Consider the following 17,332-nt stretch of genomic DNA (forward strand, 5'->3'; position numbering starts at 1 on the left):
TTCAAGCAGACAGGACATAACGGGCATTGTTCGGGTAGAGAAAGTTCGAAAATCCAACGTTCCCCTTCTTTTCGCACCTTTTGAATCAAAACATCTGGTAAATCGATGAGTTCTTTGATAAACTGAGAGTACATGCGAATTTCCCTCCATGGTTTGGTTTGGTCACCTTTACCATACAGGAAAATTCGCATTTTTTGTACCCTCTATGCACACCTACCTTAAATGATCAAGTACAACTTGTGGTGAAGAGCCAATTTATTCTAAAAAAAGAGTTGACATATGTGTTTTTTTTTTTTTTTATGATTATTTTGTCAATTAATTTTTCGCTAGGAGGGATACGATGAACAAAATCCAAAAAGTCGCGCATTGGGTAGTCAGTTCTATAGCGGACGATTTGAGGAGTAATACGATTTCTAACATTGTTGGGATGGCGACGGGTGGAATAGGCAATGGAGTGAGAGCGTATAAAGCTGCAACTACAGGATTTACTATGTTAGAAAGAAAAGTGGCGTCCGAAACTGCAAAAGGGGCCGCCAAGGGAGCGGTAGCGGGATATTTCGCAGGAAGTTATGTAATCGGGAGCATGAACAAAGTCGCTGCAGTAGAAAAATGGTTTGACAGCACAAAAGTAGGGAAGGCAATTGACAACGGCATAACGAAGGTTGAAAATAAACTTCATAAGTTAATTGGCGGTGGTCGTTATTAAGTTGTGTAGTGTAAATAGCTGTGCCGAGCTTGATAGTGATCGCAATCCTTTAGATATTAAAAAAGTCTTCACGCCACTTGATAAATATTGTATTGTTCATTGCGTTGTTTCAAATGTGCAAAAAACAGATAAATTTGTCGAAATGATATGGCATCACCCGTATGGAGAAGCGATTTTTGGAGTGAAGATAGAACTTGATCAGAAAAAAGCTATACAAAAAGTATTTTCCATTGTACATTTTTCTTTTTTTCTTCATTTAGAAAAACCAGATGGTATTTGGGCAGTTCATATTATGCCCTTTGGCTTCAAGTGGGATTTAGAGATAAGGACGTTTGGTTTCCGAGATAATGGTACGTTATCCACTTATGATTTTAAAGTTTGAACGAGAAGGTTAACTACCACAATATACCGGTGTTTTGTATAGGTTTGTATCCAAAATGATCGCTACTTATGACGTGAGAAGGGACAAGTTTTGACGCAGCTAAATCCAAACTTTTCGTGGAGAGCTAAAGAGGAAGTAGTTATGAAAAAAAATTACATTGCATTCTTTGCATTTCTTGTGTGTCTTTTGTATATGAGTTGGTTGAAAGAAGGATGGGAAGGCGTTCCCCTTCTTTTTTTGAAAGGCGTTGTTATTTTTATAACGATCTATATTGTGGTGTTTGTGATTGTCTGGTCGACTATGAAGTTAGTTGGTTTTTTTAAAAGACGTCTATAGTGATTGATTATGTAAATTGAGTATTTACAATATTCTGTCCATCCCGTCTGGGGTGGTTTTTTAATATATAGTGCAATGAAATCGTTTAACATATCCTTGACGGAGAGGCAACTTAATTTATGTAGAATCAACTTCTTTTTTGCACCAATGCCACCAATTTGCGCGCGAAAGTCGTTTTTCACGTCCTTCTATGATGTTGTGAAAAACTGCCTCCTCATCGTTTTGGATCCGCTCCTGTTGTTTTGGGCGAATGGAATTATGTTATTATTTTTTGATAATAGAGACGGTTGTCGCTGATTGTCGAAGCAGGTGGAAAATGTCCGTTCTCCTTATATTGACAGCGCCACAATCTATATACTATCATAAAGTTTGTAGGTTAGAAAATTCCGAATATTAATTGGGTGCTTTGGTAGAAAAAACGATTCTCACCGCATCTATTGTAAGCGCTTAACTGTTGTGTTTCCTCATGATTTCCACACCATCGATGCTGCACCATTGTGTTTGTTTCCAATCGCAACATGAGAAGGAGAGGAAGGGGATATCGCTATGATCTATGAATTTAAGTTGCCTGATATTGGCGAAGGGCTGCATGAAGCGGAAATCATCCGCTGGCTTGTCCGGGAAGGGGATGTGGTCAAGGCGGATCAGCCGATTGCCGAAATTCAAACGGATAAGGCGATGGTGGAAATGACGACGCCGGTCGCTGGCAAAGTGGTGGCGCTTGCCGGGCCGGAAGGGGCGACGGTGAAGGTTGGAGAGCCGTTGATTGTCGTGGAAACCGAGGCGGCGGTGGCGGGGGAAGCCGCGCCCATCGAAGATTCGGTTCGGGAGCCCGTGCCTGTTCTGCATGGAGAAACGCCTCGTCCTGCGCGCAAACGGGCGATTGCCGCGCCGTCTGTGCGCAAGCGGGCGCGGGAGTTGGGCGTTCCGATCGATGAAGTGGAAGGAACGGGCGAAGGCGGTCGGGTGACGCTCGCCGACTTGGAGCGATATGTCCGCGAGCGGGAAGCAGCCGTGGCGGTGGCAGAGCTACGTGAAAGGAGCGGGGCCGCGGTTTTGCCAGTTGGGGGCACGGCGATAGAGCAAAAGGCGGACAAAGCTGCATGGACGTCCATCGCCAGCACGGAGCTTGTGGTTCCAGAAGAAGAGCGCATCCCGCTTCGCGGCTTGCGCAAAAAAATCGCCGAAAAAATGGTGAAATCGGCGTACACGGCGCCGCATGTGACCGGGATGGACGAGGTGGACGTGACGAAGCTCGTCGAGATCCGCAAAAACCTGGCCAGCGAGCTGGCCAAGGAGCAGATCAAACTGACGTATTTGCCGTTTATTATTAAAGCGGTGACAAGGGCGCTGAAGCAATATCCGATGTTTAACGCTTCGCTCGATGAAGAGACGAATGAAATCGTCTTGAAAAAGCGCTATCACATCGGCATCGCGACGGCGACGAAAGCGGGGCTTGTCGTCCCTGTCATCCGCGACGCCGATCAAAAATCGATCCGCGAGCTCGCCGTTGAGATCGCCGAGCTGTCGGAAAAAGCGCACCGCCAGGCGCTTCGCCTTGACGAGCTGCAAGGAAGCACGTTTACGATCACGAGCACCGGGGCGGGCGGGGGCTGGTTTGCGACGCCGATCATCAACTATCCGGAAGTGGCGATTTTCGGAGCGCATGCGATCAAACGGCGCCCGGTTGTCGTCGGCGACGAAATTGTCATCCGCGATATGATGGGAATGTCGCTCACCTTTGACCACCGCGTCATTGACGGCGAGCCGGCCGGGCGGTTTATGCGGACGGTGGCGCACTATTTGGAAAATCCGGAAGTGTTGCTCTTGGACGTGCGGTAGGCGGCGCTCGGTTAGGAGGACATGTCTTCGTACTGGAAGAGAGCGAGCGCCAAAGAGAAGCAGCTGGGCCGTGATGAAAAAATGATGAGGAGGGAAGCCCATGTTTGACCCGGACCAATTGTCGGTCGAGATCGTGCGAATTCTCGATGAAAACGGAAATGGCGATGAGGAGAAGTTAGCGGCGTTTTCCGATGAGTGGTTGCTTCGTGCCTACCGGGAAATGCGGCGGGCGCGCGTCATTGATGAGCGGCTGTTGCGCATGCAGCGGCAAGGGCGGATCGGGACGTATGCCCCGTTTAGCGGCCAAGAGGCGGCGCAAATCGGCAGCGCCCTTGCGCTTCATAAAGACGATTGGATTTTCCCGAGCTACCGCGAAGTGGCGGTATGCTTGATGCATGGCATGCCGCTTGAGCAGTTTTTCCATTACGTGCAGGGCCGCTTGTCAGGGAAACGGATGCCGGAGGGAGTGAACATTTTCCCGACGCAAATCATCATCGCTGCTCAGACGCTTCATGCGGTCGGCTGCGCGTGGGCGTCGAAATTGAAAGGCGAATCGCAAGTATCGGTTGCGTATTTCGGCGACGGGGCGACGTCAGAGGGCGATTTTCATGAAGCGATGAATTTTGCCGCGGTGTACAACGTGCCGGTCATCTTTTTCTGCCAAAACAACCAATACGCCATCAGCGTCCCGTACCGGAAGCAGACGGCCAGCCGGACGATCGCGCAAAAGGCGCTTGCGTACGGGATGAAAGGGGTGCTCGTTGACGGCAATGACGTGCTGGCGGTGTACGAAACGATGAAGCAGGCCGTCGAAGCCGCTCGCCGCGGCGAGGGGCCGATGTTGATCGAGGCGCTCACCTATCGGCTCGGGCCGCACACGACGGCGGATGACCCGACGAGATACCGCCGGCCGGAAGAAGTCGAGACATGGCGGGCGAAAGATCCGCTCCGCCGTCTGCGCCTGCTTTTGGAACGGCGCGGATTATGGACGGAAGCGCAGGAAGACGCGCTTGTCGCCCAAGTGAATGATGAAGTGACCGCGGCGTACGAGGCGGCCATCGCCAGCAAGTCCGGTTCGATTGTCGATGTATTCGATTACGTGTACAGCGAAGCGCCAACATTGCTTGCCGAGCAAAAAGACGAAGTGATGCGGCGCAAACAACGGAGCGGGGTGAGATAAATGGCGGAATTGACGATGATTGAAGCGATCAATGAAGCGATGCGCCAAGAGATGGAGCGCGATCCGCGCATCATCGTGCTGGGCGAAGATGTCGGCGAAAACGGCGGCGTCTTCCGGGCGACGGACGGGCTGCTTGCGCAGTTTGGCGAGGGGCGCGTGTTTGATACGCCGCTTGCGGAATCGGGCATTATCGGCACGTCTATTGGACTGGCGATCAACGGCATGCGCCCGATTGCCGAAATTCAGTTTCTCGGGTTTGTGTACCAGGCGATGGACCAGCTGGCGGCCCAGGCGGCGCGCATCCGCTTCCGCTCGGCCGGACGGTTTTCGTGCCCGATCGTCGTGCGCAGCCCGTACGGCGGCGGGGTGCGGACGCCGGAATTGCACTCCGATGCGTTGGAGGCGCTGTTTACCCATTCGCCGGGCTTAAAAGTCGTCATGCCGTCCAATCCGTACGATGCGAAAGGGCTGCTCATTTCCGCCATTCGCGATGAAGACCCGGTTCTGTTTCTGGAGCCGATGAAGCTGTATCGGGCGTTTCGCATGGAAGTGCCCGAAGAACCGTACACGATTCCGCTCGGCCAAGCACGGGTTGTGAAAGAAGGAGACGATGTGACGATCATTGCTTGGGGGGCGACCGTGCCGCTTGCCGCCAAAGTCGCCGCCGAGATGGAAGCGAAAGGGGTCAGCGCGGAAGTGATCGACCTTCGCTGCCTGCAGCCGCTTGATATCGACACCATCATCACTTCGGTGGAAAAAACAGGACGGGTGATGATCGTCCATGAAGCGGTGAAAACAGGCGGGTTTGGCGCGGAAGTGGCGGCCTTGATCAGCGAACGGGCGCTGTTTTCTCTATCAGCTCCAATCGTGCGTATCGCCGGCTACGACACGCCGTATCCGGTGCCGTCGGTGGAGGATGATTGGCTGCCGAACGCCGAGCGGATTGCGGAAGGAATTGAAACGTTGCTCCGTTACTAAACGAACCATGCCATCCGGGTCGATCGATCCACCATCAGAGTGCGTCAAGAGAAAAGGCGGCGCATCGATGGATGGCACCGCTTGATCCGATCGGGTGAGGAGGAGAACGATGAACGTATACGAATCACTGCTGGAATTGATCGGCGACCGCGAGCGGGTGAGCATCAATGAAACGGTGCTCGAACACCACAGCAAAGGCATCGCCTACCATGCGCCGCATAAGCCAGATGTCGTCGTCTTTCCGAAAACGGCGGAGGAAGTGAGCCGGGTGATGGCGTTTGCCAACGAGCACCGCATCCCTGTGACGCCGTTTGGCGCCGGCACGAGCTTGGAAGGGCATGTCATTCCAATTGCGGGCGGCATCAGTTTGGATTTGACGTTGATGAACAACATTATCGACATTCGCCCGGACGATTTTCTCGCCATCGTCGAGCCGGGAGTGACGCGGTTGCAACTGAATGAGGCGCTGAAGCGATATGGGTTGTTTTTCCCGGTCGATCCGGGTGCGGACGCGACGATCGGCGGCATGGCGGCGACGAACGCGAGCGGCACGAACTGCGTGAAATACGGCGTCATGCGCGATCAAGTGCTCGGATTAGAGGTGGTGCTCGCGGACGGTTCAGTCATTCAGACGGGAAGTTTGGCGGTGAAATCGTCGGCCGGCTATGACTTGACCGGCTTGTTCGTCGGATCGGAAGGGACGCTCGGCGTCTTCACCCGCCTTATTGTCCGCCTGCATGGCATTCCAGAGGCGACGAACGCCATCAAAGTGTGCTTCCCGTCTCTCGAGACAGCGGCAGGGGCTGCGTTTGCCATTTTGCGGTCCGGCGTCGGCCCCGGCAAAATCGAGCTCGTGGACGAGGCGACGATCGCCGCGGTCAACGCATACAAAAAGACGGATTATCCGGTGACGCCGACGCTGTTTATCGAATTGAACGGCAGCCGCGCGAGCGTGGACGATGGGACGGAACTCGTCAAAGAATTGTGCGAGTCCGAAGGCGCGGTTTCCTTTGCGGTCGAGACGGACTCGCTCGCCCGCGCGAAGCTGTGGGAAGCGCGCCACCATGCGGCGTTCGCCATTCAAGCCGCCTATCCAGGCAAGGCGATGCTCTCAACTGATGTGTGCGTGCCGCTGTCCGAGCTGCCGGGGGCGATCGCCGATACGCGCCGGCTTGTCAACGAGCAGAACATGACCGCCGCGATTTTCGGCCATGTCGGCGACGGCAATTACCATACGGTGCTTGCCTTTGACCCGAACGATGCGGATGAGATGGCGCGGATCGAACGCGTGCACGCCCATATCGTCCGCTATGCCTTATCGCGCGGCGGCACGTGCACGGGAGAGCACGGCATCGGCATCGGCAAACGGGCGTTTTTGCGTGAAGAAAAAGGAGACGCCGTGCTTTGGATGAAACGGTTGAAACAGCTGTTTGACCCGAACGGCATTCTCAATCCGGGAAAAATCTTTTTGCCGTAACGCTTCATCTGTATGGCGGCTCGATGGATTAGGTTGAATATTTCTCCCAAACATAAATGGGCTGAAGACGGGCCTTTATGGGGAAAAGGGTGCTCTCAATGGAACGGAGCACCTTTTTCTTCTTGTGTTTCTCTACAAGGATGGAGAGTGCCGTTGCTCGCATTTCATGAAACGTCCTCACGGTTGCTTTTTGCATACTGCGCGCTTGCTTTTCTTATCCTTTTTGTAACAGTTTGTTACTCCGAAGAAACAATTGTTTTTCACGTTCGTCTCGTTACAAAAAGCCGCCGCGCCCTTTACTTTTTTCGCCAAACACGGTTTATACAGGCCAAAACAGTAGCTGGAAACTAAATCGTTTGGAAAAGCGATTGACAAAGCCGCCTGTCGCCGGGGCGGCTTTGTCATTTCATCGTGAAAAGCCGCGCAACACAAGGGCTTTCTTCCCATTCACATTCCCCTTATTTTAGACAAAATCAATGCTTTTCACCAGCCTTTTCGGCAGGATTTTGCCCAAGGCGCGGCGAAGAAAATAGAGAAAGTTCAAATATCACAAGGAGGGAGACCGTGTCCGAAACGCGAATCGATCACGACCGGTTGTTTAAGGAGTTGCTGTCGACGTTTTTTGAAGAGTTTTTGCTTCTGTTTTTTCCGCACGTGTATGAACAAGTCGACTTCCGCCACGTCTCCTTTTTGTCCGAAGAGGTGTTTACGGATGTGGCGGCCGGCGAAAAGCACCGTGTGGATCTATTGGTGGAAACAAAATTGAAAGGGGAAGATGGGCTGATCATCGTCCATATCGAACACCAAAGTTACACGCAGCCGACGTTTCCCGAGCGCATGTTCATTTATGTCAGCCGTTTGTTTCAAAAATACCGCCGTCGCATTCTTCCCATTGCCATCTTCAGCTATGACGAACACCGCGATGAACCGTCCTCGTTCACCATCAAGTTTCCGTTCCTAACCGTTGTCGATTTCCGCTTTCTTACTGTTGAACTGCGCAAACAGCCATGGCGTGAGTACATTCGCCGCGACAACCCGGTCGCGGCCGCCTTGTTAAGCAAAATGGGGTATAATGAAAGTGAGAGAGTGGCAGTGAAAAGAGAATTTTTGCGCATGCTCGTCCGCTTGGAGCTTGACGAAGCGAAACAGCGGCTGTTGTTTGGATTTTTCGAGACGTATTTGACGCTGTCCGAACAAGAGGAAATCCAATTGCGAAACGAGGTGAACCAAATGGGAACGAAGGAAGCGAAAAAAGTGACGGATCTCATCGTGTCGTATGAGCAACGGGGGATGGAAAAGGGAATCGAAAAAGGAATCGAAAAAGGAATCGAAAAAGGAATCGAAAAAGGCAAGATGGACATCGCGAAACGGATGCTAGGGAAAGGATATGATGTGCCAACGATTTGTGAATTGACTGGACTGTCGGTTGAGGCAGTGGAAAAGTTGAAAGGATAAACGAGTGGAGAGACCCCGTTCCGATGCAGCGAGCTTGTTTCGGAACGGGGTTTTTTTGCTCGCTCTGCACTTGATGATGGGCATGGCCATCGCCGTATGGCGAATGATGCCGGCCGGACTGACCCCTATTTGGATTTCATATAGACTCCCATGACAAAAAGATTTCGTCACCATCGAAGGGATGAAAATGCCGCTATGTCGAACTCTGAAACCTTGCACATTTTGAAGTTCGGGTATATTTTCTTTTGTCTAGGCTAGCGCCCCGACGTTCGTGTACAATGGCGGTAGGAGGGATCAAGATGCGCGATTGGTGGAAACGGCTGTTTTACGGGGGCGGCATCGCCGCGCTGATTGGAAGCGCTTCCTTCACCGCCTATTGCGCTTGGAACGTGTATGCGTATCCGAAATCAGAAAAGGAACGGGTTCCGGAAACAACAAAAGAGGCCTATCATTTCGTGCTTGTGCCGGAGGAACTCGATAATGATTACTGGCGGCTCGTGGAAAAAGGAGCGAAAGCGGCGGCGAAAGAACTGGGGGTTGACCTCGAGTATATCGGCCCGCGGCAGGCGAATATTGATGAGCATTTGCGCATTTTGAAAAAAGCCGCAGCAGCGAAAGTCGATGGGATTATCACACAAGGGTTGACGGAAGCGGAATTTGTCCCAGTGATTAACGAAATCACGGACAAGAATATTCCTGTGGTGACAATCGATACGGATGCTCCAACGAGCCGACGTGTCGCCTATGTGGGAACGGATAATTATTATGCCGGTTTTCTCGCGGGACGGGCGTTGACTGAGGATACAAAGGGCAAGGCGACGGTCGCGATTATTACCGGCAGTTTGACGGCGGCGCACCAACAGCTGCGAGTGCGCGGATTTGAGGATGCAGTGAGACAGGAAAAAGGAATCCGCATCGTTGCCATCGAAGAGTCGCACATTACGCGTGTGCAAGCCGCGGAAAAGGCGTATACGATTTTGAAAAAGCACCCGGATGTGAATGCGTTTTACGGCACGAGCGCGCTTGATGCGATTGGCGTTGCCAAGGTGGTCGAGCAGTTTCATCGGGAGCAAAAGACGTATATTATTGGCTTTGACACGCTGCCGGAGACGATCCGCTATTTGCAAAAAGGAACGATTGCGGCGACGGTGGTGCAGGAGCCGTATGAAATGGGATACAAGGCTGTCAAAATGATGGCCGAGATCGTCGCCGGGAAAGACGTGCCGGTGGTGACGAATACGGAGACGAAAGTCATTCGGAAAAAAGACTTGCCGCTGCGCCCGGCGCGCAATTATGAGGTCAACACGCCATGAAGGGGCCTGCCAGGCCTCCGTAGGGAGGAGGCTGAAAGCGGAGAAGGGTTGGCGAGCGCTAAAGCATGAGAGATGGCCGCCTTGACGTTCGAACACGTTCGACTTGAAGCGGCAGGACGATGCAGGCAACAAAGCGCCGGTGACAGCGGGGTGGAATTCAGATGAACATTCGGACGAAGATGCTGCTTTGCTTTACCGTTTTTTTGCTTTTGCTGAACGGAGCGGTGTTTCTTTTGTATCAGACGAGCGAAGAGATGATGAGCGATTATGATCAACGGATGCGCCGATTGTTGTTGCTCAATGAGGTGTCGCAGCGGGCAAACCGAATGATGGAACAGCTCAATGCGTACGTCTCGGAAAAAGAAGGACGGTATGCACGCGCTTATGAGCGGGAGTTCCGCTGGCTGCAGCAACGCCGCCGGCAGCTCGGCGCCATCTTGCCAGTGCTGTCCGACCGGCTGGCGGCGGAAAACTATGAACATATGATTGAAAGTTTGTTGGAGGAGGTGGCGCTGACGGTCTATCATTTTCAAGCTGGAAATATTGGCTTGTACTCATCCCACTTGCATGAAACGATGAACATTGCGTCCTTTTTGCAAGAGGAAACGTTAAACTTGATTGACGATGAGCTGACGGCCTACCAACGGCGGTACGATGAAGTGGAGCGGCGCAACCGCTATTTCCGCTATATGGGAATGGGATTGTTTGTCACGACGTTGTTGCTTGGCGCCTTGCTGGCGGTGTTCTTTTCCGGCCACTTAACGAAGCCGATCATTCTTCTCTCGCGCGCTGCCCGATCCATCGCTGACGGGCGGCTGGACGGGCCGGATATTGAGCCGATGACCAACGATGAGCTGCGGCTGTTGACGATCACGTTTAATGACATGCGCCGCAATTTAAAGCAGCTGATTGCGGAGATGAAACAAAAGGCTGAGCTCGACCGGCTGGTGAAGGAGCTGGAACTCAAAAGCTTGCAAAGTCAAATCAATCCGCATTTTTTATTCAATACGCTGAACACGGTTGCGAAGATGGCGTACTTGGAGGACGCCCAGCAAACGTCGCGGCTGATTGAAGCGGTGGCGGCCATTTTGCGCTACAACTTGGGTGATTTGCAGCGGACGGTGACGCTTGCCGATGAGGTGCGCATCGCCCGTGAATATTTCTTCATCCAGCAGACGCGGTTTTTTGATCGGATCAAGTTTTCGTTAGAGGCGGAACCATCTTGCCTCGATCAACCGATTCCGCCGCTCACGTTGCAGCCGCTGATTGAAAATGCGTTCATCCATGGCATTGAGACGTACGAGCAGGGAGCCGAGCTGTCCGTGTCCGTTTTCGCCGAAAACGGGCGGGTCGTTGTGGAAGTGCGCGACAATGGCGTTGGCATGGATGAGCAGGTGAAAGCGGAGCTTGAAGCGTTGATCCGCGGCGAAGAACCGCGGACGCGCCGTGAGCAAGGGCGCGGCCATTCAACCGGCATCGGCTTGCACAATGTCATTCGCCGACTGCAGCTGTTTTACGGAGTGATGGATGTGGCCGAAATCGAGTCTGCACCAGGAAAAGGAACGACGGTGCGGTTATGGCTGCCAAGATGGCAAGGGGGGATGAACGGTGAAAGTGGCGATCGTCGATGATGAGGCGTTGGAGCGAAGAGCGCTTTGCAAAATGATTAGCGACCACCTTCCGGATATCGAGGTGGCCGCCGAGGGCGCCAACGGGCGCGAGGCGGTCGAGATCGCCAAGCGTTATCGTCCGGATATCATGCTGATTGACATCAAAATGCCCGGCCTTGACGGGCTGCAAGCGATCGAAGCGATTCGCCAAGACGGCCTCGATCTGGAGTTCATTATTGTGTCGGCGTTTGATTTGTTCGACTATGCGAAACAAGCGATGCGGTTTGGCGTCAAGGAATATTTATTGAAACCGAGCCGGAAGGAGGAGGTCATTTCGGCTTTGGAACGGGTCAGCCAAGAAGTGGCGGCCAAGCGGCGACACGAGGAGAGCAGCCGCCAGCTCGAGGAGCAGATTCGCCGGTTGCAGACGCTTGTGGAAAGCGAATGGCTGTCCGTCCTCATGACAGAAGACGTATCGGCTGATGAGTGGGAGCGGTGGAAGGAACTGCTGCCGTTTTCGATTGCGTCGGGGATGTTCCTCGTCATTCAGTTCCCGGATGCAGGGGTGGCTGACGAATGGAAATCATGGCTGGACAAGCAGCTTAGCGGGAAGGCGCCAACGCGCTATTGGATCGGGCGGATGGCGAACCGGCGCCTGCCGGTCTTGTTTTTCCGCAGCCCAAACGATGGCGAGCTAGCCTGGAAGCCCGTCATCCAGGCATTGGCGCTCGATTTGGCGCGGCAGTTTTCGGCCCGGTACGGCGCCGCGCTGTATATCGGGCTCGGCTCCCCGTTTTCCCGCCTTGACCAACTTCGTTCCTCGTACTATGAGGCGCTGTCGGCCGCTCATTATTACGCCGACCGGCAAAAAGCACAAGTGGGGTTTCTGCCGGCGGAAGCGACGCGCGCCGGCGGGGAAGCGGAACGGGATAAACAGCTGTTTGAAGCGCTGCGCCTTGGCGACATCGAGCAAGCCCGGATGATTTGTCTGACGTATATAGAGGAACTGGCCTCTTCTCATTCACTGCCGGCCGCCGGCCGCAAAGCGGAAGAGACCTTTGTGTGGCTCGGGCGTCTTCTATCGGAGCTGGGCATTCGTTATGAGCGGCTCGCTTCCTTTGCTTCCTGCCGGTCGGCGGCAGAATTGAAGCGAGCGGCGCTTGATGAACTGGACCGCATCGCCGCTGATCTCGAGGTTTGGCGCCAGCAGCAAGCTCACGGCAAACTCGGCAAGGCGAAAGACTACATTGACCGTCACTACGCCGAGCCGCTGACGCTTGAGGAGGTGGCGGAACAAGCGGGCATCAGTCCGTACTACTTCAGCAAACTGTTCAAAGAGCAGTTTGGCATCACCTTTATCGACTACGTGACGAACGTGCGCATCGAACGGGCGAAAGAAGCGCTGGCTGAGACGGATCAAAGCTTAAAAGAAATTTGTTTTTCAGTCGGCTACAACGACCCCAACTATTTCAGCCGCGTCTTTAAAAAGCAAACCGGCCTGTCGCCGAGCGAATACCGGAAAAAAGTACAGACGCGCTGACAAGGGGAGTGCTGTCTCCAACAAGGAAGGTGCATGGCAAGTCAAAAGGTAAGTCCCGCGGACAAAGCAGGCTCCGCCCTTCTTCCGGCGTCCGAAGCGAAGCCCGCCCCCCTGATGGGGAGACGGGCTTTTTTCGCGCCATAAAAGCGAAATGGCAGTCCGCTGCACACCGCTTGCCTGACAGGAGAACGGAAAACAAAAAAGTGAAGAAAAACGCAAAAAAGTGAAGAAATCAAGCCGCCGATTGATAAGCGGCCCATGGTACACTCAACATTGAAAGGGGTTTCAAAAACAAACGGAAAAGGGGGAGGAACATGAGAAAGAAAGCATCCGCATGGCTGGCGTTGGCGCTTGGCGTCGGTATGGCACTGTCGGGCTGCAGCAGCTCGAACTCTTCTTCGTCCGATGACGCCAAACAAGGCAGCCAAAAAGCGGGAGAGAAGCTCGAGATTTTCAGCTGGTGGACCGGAGCCGGTGAGGAAGACGGCTTAAAAGCGCTCATCAAACTGTTCCAAGAAAAATATCCGGATATTGAAGTCGAAAACGCGGCGGTGGCCGGCGGGGCGGGAACGAACGCCAAGGCGGTGTTGGCGAGCCGCATGCAAGGAAACGATCCGCCATCGACGTTCCAAGTACACGGCGGAGCGGAGCTGAATGAAGGCTGGGTGGCCGCCGGCAAAATGGAGCCGCTCAACGATTTATATGAAAAAGAAGGCTGGATGGACAAATTCCCGAAAGCGTTGATTGACATGGTGAGCAAAGACGGCAACATTTACTCCGTTCCGGTGAACATTCACCGCGGCAACGTGCTTTGGTACAACAAAAAAGTATTTGCCGACAACGGGATTCAGCCGCCAAAAACGTTCGACGAGTTTTTCCAAGTGGCCGACAAGCTGAAAGCAAAGGGCATTACGCCGCTCGCCTTAGGCGACAAAGAGCCGTGGGCAGCGACGCACCTGTTTGAAAACGTGCTGCTTGGCACGCTCGGAACGGAAAACTACAAGAAACTTTGGACGGGAGAATTATCGTTTAACGACCCACAAGTGAAACAAGCCGTTGAGACGTTTAAGAAAATGCTTGGCTATATTAACGAAGACCATAGCTCGCGCAACTGGCAAGACGCCGCCCAGCTCGTCGCCGAAGGAAAGGCGGCCATGTACGTGATGGGCGACTGGGTGAAGGGCTATTTTGTCAACGATTTGAAATTGAAGGTGAACCAAGACTTCGGTTATGTGCCGGTGCCGAATACGGAAGGCAAGTTTATGGTCATTACCGATACGTTCGGCCTGCCGAAAGGCGTGAAAAACCCGGACGATGTGAAGAAGTTCTTATCGGTGCTTGGTTCGGTGGAAGGGCAAGATGCGTTTAACCCGCTGAAAGGCTCCATCCCGGCCCGCATCGACGCGGATCCGTCCAAGTACGATGAATACGGCAAACAAACGATGCAAGACTTCAAGACGGCGGAGCTGGCGCCGAGCTTAGCGCACGGTTCAGCAGCGCCGGAAGGGTTTGTCACGAAGGTCAATCAGGCCGTCAACATTTTCGTGACGCAAAAAGATGTGAAGACGTTCATCGACACGTTGGCATCGGCCGCCGCAGAACTGAAGAAGTAATCGGGAAAAGGGGACGGGAGCCATTCTCTTCCCCTTTTCGTCATCATGAGGAGGGATCTTAGTGGAAACGGTCAACATCACGCCAGCCGAGAAGACAGCGGCTGTCCCCGCGGTGCGGAAAAAGCGGAAATGGACGGCCGATCATTGGCTGGCAGCGGCGTTTTTGGCACCGTCGGTCGTACTGATTTTCTTATTTGTGTACGGGTTTATCGGCTGGACGGGGTATGTGTCCTTGAGCAACTGGAATTCGCTCGTGCCGGATTGGTCGTTTGCCGGGTTGAAAAACTATCTGTATTTGTTTCATGATTTCCGCTTCCAGGCCGACTTGCGCAATACACTTGTGTTTACGGTGTTGTTTATCGCCGCCGTCATTGTGCTCGGCCAACTGCTTGCCATTTTGCTTGACCAAAAACTGCGCGGCGAGTCGCTGTTCCGCAACATTTTCTTCTTCCCGATGGCCTTGTCATTTGTCGTCACCGGAGTCGTGTGGCAATGGCTGTTCAACCCGTCAACGGGCGTCAACTTGTTTTTAAAACCGCTTGGCTTTGATGGAAAATGGTATACGGATACGAACATTCTGTTCGGATTTCATTGGGGCAAGATTGAGTTTGGCATCCCGGTCGCCATCATTGCGGTGGTCGTGGCGGCTGTTTGGCAAATGACTGGCTTTGCCGTCGCGATGTATCTCGCCGGCCTGCGCGCCATTCCAGATGAAGTGCGGGAAGCGGCGCGGATGGACGGAGCGACCGAGTTTCAATTGTATTGGAAAATCATTTTGCCGCTGCTGCGGCCGATCACTGTCAGCGTCATCATCATCATGGCTCATATTTCGCTCAAAATTTTCGATTTGATTTACGCCATGACCGGGCCGGGGGCGAACTTTGTCACCGATGTGCCGGGCGTGTACATGTTTGAAACGACGTTCCGCGGCAACTATTACGCCAACGGCGCGGCGATCGCGATCGTGATGCTGCTGTCGGTCGCCATCTTTATCGTTCCGTATCTCATCTCAAGCCGCAAGGGGGGATCGTGATGGCGAGATCCATGTGGGCGCGGCCGTTTTTGTATTTGTTGGCCCTCGTCATGAGCGTGTTTTTCCTGTTGCCGGTGTATGTCATGGTCACAACGAGCTTGAAGCCGCTCGATGAAGTGACATTGGCCGATATGTGGAAGCTGCCGTCAACGATCGATTGGAGCAGCTACGCGACGGCATTTGACAAGCTCGCCCCGAACTTTTGGAATTCGATTTTGCTCGTCGTGCCGGCGACGCTGCTCTCCGCGCTGTTGGGGTCGCTCAACGGCTATGTACTGTCGAAATGGAAGTTTAAAGGAGCGGATACGCTCTTTACGCTCATTTTGTTCGGGATGTTCATTCCGTATCAAAGCATTCTCATTCCGCTCATCCAATTTTTGCGCGAAATCGGGCTGTACAACACGATTCCGGGGCTTGTGTTCGTCCATGTCGTCTACGGCATTCCGATCACCACACTGATGTTTCGGAATTTCTACGCGGCGATCCCCGATGAAATGATTGAGTCGGCGAAAATCGACGGCGCTGGGTTTGTCCGTATTTTTCGTTATATTATGCTCCCCTTGTCCATCACTGGATTTGTCGTCGTGGCGATCTGGCAGTTTACAAACATTTGGAACGAGTTTTTGTTCGCCGTGACGATCACGACATCGGACAAACAGCCGATCATGGTCGCCTTGCAAAACTTATCCGGCAGTCAAATCGTCCAATGGAACGTGCAAATGGCGGGAGCCCTGTTGGCGGCGCTGCCGACCTTGCTTGTGTACATCTTCCTTGGCAAATATTTTGTCCGTGGGTTGTTGGCTGGTTCGGTGAAGGGGTGAGCCAATCAGCAGTGTAGATCAACAAACCCGGTAGACAATAGAATCGATTGCGCTATGTTTCAAAAAGCCGCTGATCAGCGGCTTTTTGTCATTGATGCCCTCTCCCTTTTTCTAGTAAGATAGATACAAGAAAAGAGCAGATGAAGAAAGAGAGGCGTACATATGATTTTGGGAGCCATTGAAGCCGGAGGCACAAAATTTGTCTGCGCCATCGGCGATGAACAGGGGAACATCCATGAACGAGCGGTGTTTCCGACGACGGCGCCGGAGGAGACGATGGCTCGTGTCATCGAATTTTTCCGTCCGCATGGCATTGAGGCGATCGGCATCGGGTCGTTTGGTCCGGTCGATTTGCGTCCGGACAGTCCAACGTACGGCTATATTACGAGCACGCCGAAACAGGCGTGGGCGCAGTTTGACTTTGTCGGCGCGATGAAGCGGCATTTTCCGGTGCCGATCGGCTTTGACACGGATGTCAACGCGGCGGCGCTTGGCGAGCAGCGCTGGGGGGCGGCGCGAGGGCTTGACAGCTGCCTGTACATAACGGTCGGAACGGGCATAGGTGTTGGGGCAATCGTCGAGGGCCGCCTGTTGCATGGGCTGCTTCATCCGGAGATGGGGCATATCTTGGTCCGCCGCCATCCGGATGACGCGTTTGCCGGCATATGCCCGTACCATGGCGACTGCTTGGAAGGGATGGCGTCCGGCCCGGCGATTGAGCGGCGCTGGGGGAAAAAGGGGGCGGAATTGGCGGACCGCCATGAAGTATGGGAGTTGGAAGCCTTTTATCTTGCCCAAGCGATTGCCAACTACATTCTCGTGTTATCGCCGAAAAAAGTGATCACGGGCGGAGGCGTCATGAAGCAGACGCACGTGTTGCCGCTTGTGCGCCGCCATGTGCAGGAACTGCTCAACGGGTATGTCGAGCATGAGGCGATTTTGCGACGGATTGATGAGTATATTGTCCTTCCAGGGCTTGGCGACAACGCCGGCATCGCGGGCGCGTTGGCGCTTGCGGCAGCGGCGATGGAATAAATGGAATGGAC

14 protein-coding genes and 1 pseudogene are annotated in these 17,332 nt (G+C 53.4%); 14 read left to right on the forward strand and 1 reads right to left on the reverse strand.

Annotated elements, in window-relative coordinates:
• Positions 1-134, reverse strand: a pseudogene (locus CV945_RS17535) (ISL3 family transposase); the annotation flags it as partial.
• Positions 135-340: 206 nt separating this feature from the next.
• Between CV945_RS17535 and CV945_RS11330 the strand changes: the two are divergent.
• The 14 genes from CV945_RS11330 (at position 341) to CV945_RS11405 (ending at position 17,321) form a co-directional block, all read left to right on the forward strand.
• Positions 341-706, forward strand: a complete 366-nt coding sequence (locus tag CV945_RS11330) for a hypothetical protein (RefSeq protein WP_033023315.1) — start codon at positions 341-343, stop codon at positions 704-706.
• Positions 693-1,088, forward strand: coding sequence for a hypothetical protein (locus tag CV945_RS17095; RefSeq protein ID WP_050367896.1), 396 nt, complete (start codon positions 693-695; stop codon positions 1,086-1,088). Before CV945_RS11330 ends, CV945_RS17095 begins: the two co-directional genes overlap by 14 nt.
• Positions 1,089-1,970: 882 nt before the next feature.
• Entirely contained in the window at positions 1,971-3,266 is a 1,296-nt protein-coding gene (locus tag CV945_RS11345) for a dihydrolipoamide acetyltransferase family protein (protein ID WP_050367894.1), read from the forward strand.
• A gap of 100 nt (positions 3,267-3,366) precedes the next feature.
• Positions 3,367-4,446: a pyruvate dehydrogenase (acetyl-transferring) E1 component subunit alpha gene (gene pdhA / locus CV945_RS11350; protein ID WP_100659791.1), complete on the forward strand. Its 1,080-nt coding sequence runs from the start codon at positions 3,367-3,369 to the stop codon at positions 4,444-4,446.
• Positions 4,447-5,424, forward strand: coding sequence for an alpha-ketoacid dehydrogenase subunit beta (locus tag CV945_RS11355; RefSeq protein ID WP_050367892.1), 978 nt, complete (start codon positions 4,447-4,449; stop codon positions 5,422-5,424).
• Between the two features lie 109 nt (positions 5,425-5,533).
• Entirely contained in the window at positions 5,534-6,901 is a 1,368-nt protein-coding gene (locus CV945_RS11360; RefSeq protein ID WP_100659792.1) for an FAD-binding oxidoreductase, read from the forward strand.
• A gap of 564 nt (positions 6,902-7,465) precedes the next feature.
• Positions 7,466-8,356: an Rpn family recombination-promoting nuclease/putative transposase gene (locus tag CV945_RS11370; RefSeq protein ID WP_063329688.1), complete on the forward strand. Its 891-nt coding sequence runs from the start codon at positions 7,466-7,468 to the stop codon at positions 8,354-8,356.
• A 299-nt stretch (positions 8,357-8,655) separates the two neighbouring features.
• The gene (locus tag CV945_RS11375; protein ID WP_047819080.1) at positions 8,656-9,669 is read left to right on the forward strand and encodes a sugar-binding protein; all 1,014 of its coding nucleotides are present in this window, start codon (positions 8,656-8,658) and stop codon (positions 9,667-9,669) included.
• Positions 9,670-9,830: 161 nt separating this feature from the next.
• Positions 9,831-11,300 (forward strand): sensor histidine kinase, encoded by a 1,470-nt coding sequence (locus CV945_RS11380; RefSeq protein ID WP_100659793.1) that lies wholly within the window; start codon positions 9,831-9,833, stop codon positions 11,298-11,300.
• Positions 11,278-12,819: a response regulator transcription factor gene (locus tag CV945_RS11385; protein ID WP_047819078.1), complete on the forward strand. Its 1,542-nt coding sequence runs from the start codon at positions 11,278-11,280 to the stop codon at positions 12,817-12,819. Before CV945_RS11380 ends, CV945_RS11385 begins: the two co-directional genes overlap by 23 nt.
• A 314-nt stretch (positions 12,820-13,133) precedes the next feature.
• Entirely contained in the window at positions 13,134-14,432 is a 1,299-nt protein-coding gene (locus tag CV945_RS11390) for an ABC transporter substrate-binding protein (protein ID WP_047819077.1), read from the forward strand.
• A 61-nt stretch (positions 14,433-14,493) separates the two neighbouring features.
• Entirely contained in the window at positions 14,494-15,465 is a 972-nt protein-coding gene (locus CV945_RS11395) for a carbohydrate ABC transporter permease (RefSeq protein WP_100659794.1), read from the forward strand.
• Positions 15,465-16,286 carry a carbohydrate ABC transporter permease gene (locus tag CV945_RS11400; RefSeq protein WP_011232675.1) on the forward strand — a complete coding sequence of 274 codons (822 nt, stop codon included), beginning with the start codon at positions 15,465-15,467 and terminating at the stop codon, positions 16,284-16,286. The genes CV945_RS11395 and CV945_RS11400 overlap by 1 nt, the downstream gene beginning before the upstream one ends.
• 162 nt (positions 16,287-16,448) lie before the next feature.
• Positions 16,449-17,321 carry an ROK family protein gene (locus tag CV945_RS11405; protein ID WP_047819076.1) on the forward strand — a complete coding sequence of 291 codons (873 nt, stop codon included), beginning with the start codon at positions 16,449-16,451 and terminating at the stop codon, positions 17,319-17,321.
• Positions 17,322-17,332: the final 11 nt, after the last annotated feature.

It is taken from the genome of Geobacillus sp. Manikaran-105 (genome assembly GCF_002809955.1).
Classification (GTDB): Bacteria; Bacillota; Bacilli; order Bacillales; family Anoxybacillaceae; genus Geobacillus; species Geobacillus thermophilus.

Excerpts from the sequence above, each read along its gene's own strand:
- pdhA (WP_100659791.1), top strand. The coding sequence starts at position 3,367 with ATGTTTGACCCGGACCAATTGTCGGTCGAGATCGTGCGAATTCTCGAT.
- CV945_RS11380 (WP_100659793.1), top strand. The coding sequence starts at position 9,831 with ATGAACATTCGGACGAAGATGCTGCTTTGCTTTACCGTTTTTTTGCTT.
- CV945_RS11405 (WP_047819076.1), top strand. The coding sequence starts at position 16,449 with ATGATTTTGGGAGCCATTGAAGCCGGAGGCACAAAATTTGTCTGCGCC.
- CV945_RS11390 (WP_047819077.1), top strand. The coding sequence starts at position 13,134 with ATGAGAAAGAAAGCATCCGCATGGCTGGCGTTGGCGCTTGGCGTCGGT.
- CV945_RS11375 (WP_047819080.1), top strand. The coding sequence starts at position 8,656 with ATGCGCGATTGGTGGAAACGGCTGTTTTACGGGGGCGGCATCGCCGCG.
- CV945_RS11345 (WP_050367894.1), top strand. The coding sequence starts at position 1,971 with ATGATCTATGAATTTAAGTTGCCTGATATTGGCGAAGGGCTGCATGAA.
- CV945_RS11400 (WP_011232675.1), top strand. The coding sequence starts at position 15,465 with ATGGCGAGATCCATGTGGGCGCGGCCGTTTTTGTATTTGTTGGCCCTC.
- CV945_RS11330 (WP_033023315.1), top strand. The coding sequence starts at position 341 with ATGAACAAAATCCAAAAAGTCGCGCATTGGGTAGTCAGTTCTATAGCG.
- CV945_RS11360 (WP_100659792.1), top strand. The coding sequence starts at position 5,534 with ATGAACGTATACGAATCACTGCTGGAATTGATCGGCGACCGCGAGCGG.
- CV945_RS11355 (WP_050367892.1), top strand. The coding sequence starts at position 4,447 with ATGGCGGAATTGACGATGATTGAAGCGATCAATGAAGCGATGCGCCAA.